Here is a 1,477-nt window from a genome sequence, read left to right on the forward strand (position 1 = left end):
ACCAATTCCAGGAATCATCCAAGTCCCTGCCATTATAGTCATAACCTCATCCATAGTAATATTTGCAACCGATCTTACTTGAATATTATTTATAGACCCTTCTAAAACATTTATATCAGAAGAAATTTTATATATTTCTCCTTCATAAGATTCTAAAATTTCTATAAACTGTCTTTCACTAACTTTAGTACCATCTTCAAGGGTAATAACTAACCTTTCTTGTTCAACACCATCTGCAAAAACCCCTGTTGTAAAAGATAACATCATTACAATTACCATAAGTAAACTAATTTTTCTTTTCATAAATTAATCCTCCTTTAATCATAATTGAAACAAGTTTGATATAATTATAGCAAATAATGTTACCATCTTGCGACAAATAAATTAATAATATAAACAACACTTTAGTTATAAAATTATTTAATAAGCTAATTCTTTATTTTCCTATATCCTCTTCTAAAACCTCAACTAATATATAATTCTTAATTCCAATATTCCATTGATACCTTAAAATAATACTTGTTAAATCTTTTCTCAGATCTTCATTCTTTAAAGATAACTTTTATAAAACATGCTAACTGACAATATATGACATTTTTTTAATAGAATATATGCTATGCTCTATTTAAAATAAAAAAAGGAGATGATTTTTATGACATTTAAAAGTTTAAAAAGCAAAAGATTAATAAGTACAATACTAATATTTATAATGATGATAGTTACATTTAGTCCAACTTTTGCAGAAAGGGAAGATTTTTTAATCGAAAAAACTAATAATCCTAATATAGTAAAAGTAACAGATGGGGGAATAATTAGCTATATAGAATCAATAGAAGAAGGAAAATCTATTATTAAATCTGAAGATATGGAGCTTCTCTATACAGTAGAATTAGAAAAGCGTGGGGGCAATATAATATTAAAAGATGAAAAATTAGGACAAACATCCATTATCGGAAGTTTTTCTGAAGACAATAAATTACAAAATCAGAATTGTAACAAAGATAGTTATAATGAAAATTTAAAGAAAGTTAAAACCAACAGAGCTTCATTTCCAACAAGATGGGAACTTAGAGGCGAATGCATAGACGGATATACTAAAATAGATACTGCAAACAAAACCATTATTTTATCAATTCTAGCAGCAATACTAGGACTACCTTTTGGTCAAGCAGGTAACGCCGCTACTGTTGCAGGACTTATAGCACAAAGAGTTTATGCAGGACAAGAAGATTATTATTATAGAAAATGTTGGTATCAAAGAGAAATAGCACCTTACACTAAAGAATTCAAAACTGTTGTTACTATGTATGAAAATAGCAGCCACACTAAATATATAGGCGAATATGTAAGTGAACATTCAAGACAATAATATTTAAGCAAATAAAAAGAAAACCTCATGAGGTTTTCTTTTTTTCATAATAACGTACAATAATATCAAATACCAAATCTAACACAGCAATCATTACAAGAATATAAA

Annotated in this window: 2 protein-coding genes; one reads left to right on the forward strand and one right to left on the reverse strand. The window is 27.1% G+C overall.

The window, feature by feature from the left end:
• On the reverse strand, window positions 1–303 hold a 303-nt coding region (locus tag BUB33_RS15635), incomplete at its 3' end, for a hypothetical protein (protein ID WP_143154917.1).
• Window positions 304–652: 349 nt separating this feature from the next.
• On the opposite strand from BUB33_RS15635, the gene BUB33_RS15640 reads away from it, so the two are divergent.
• Window positions 653–1,369, forward strand: coding sequence for a hypothetical protein (locus BUB33_RS15640; RefSeq protein WP_072978156.1), 717 nt, complete (start codon window positions 653–655; stop codon window positions 1,367–1,369).
• The last annotated feature ends 108 nt before the right edge of the window (window positions 1,370–1,477 follow it).

Origin of the sequence: Tissierella praeacuta DSM 18095 (assembly GCF_900128955.1) — a bacterium.
GTDB lineage: Bacteria > Bacillota > Clostridia > Tissierellales > Tissierellaceae > Tissierella > Tissierella praeacuta.

What these genes read in the sequence shown, in the direction of transcription:
- BUB33_RS15640 (WP_072978156.1), top strand. Translation starts at nt 653, where the DNA reads ATGACATTTAAAAGTTTAAAAAGCAAAAGATTAATAAGTACAATACTA.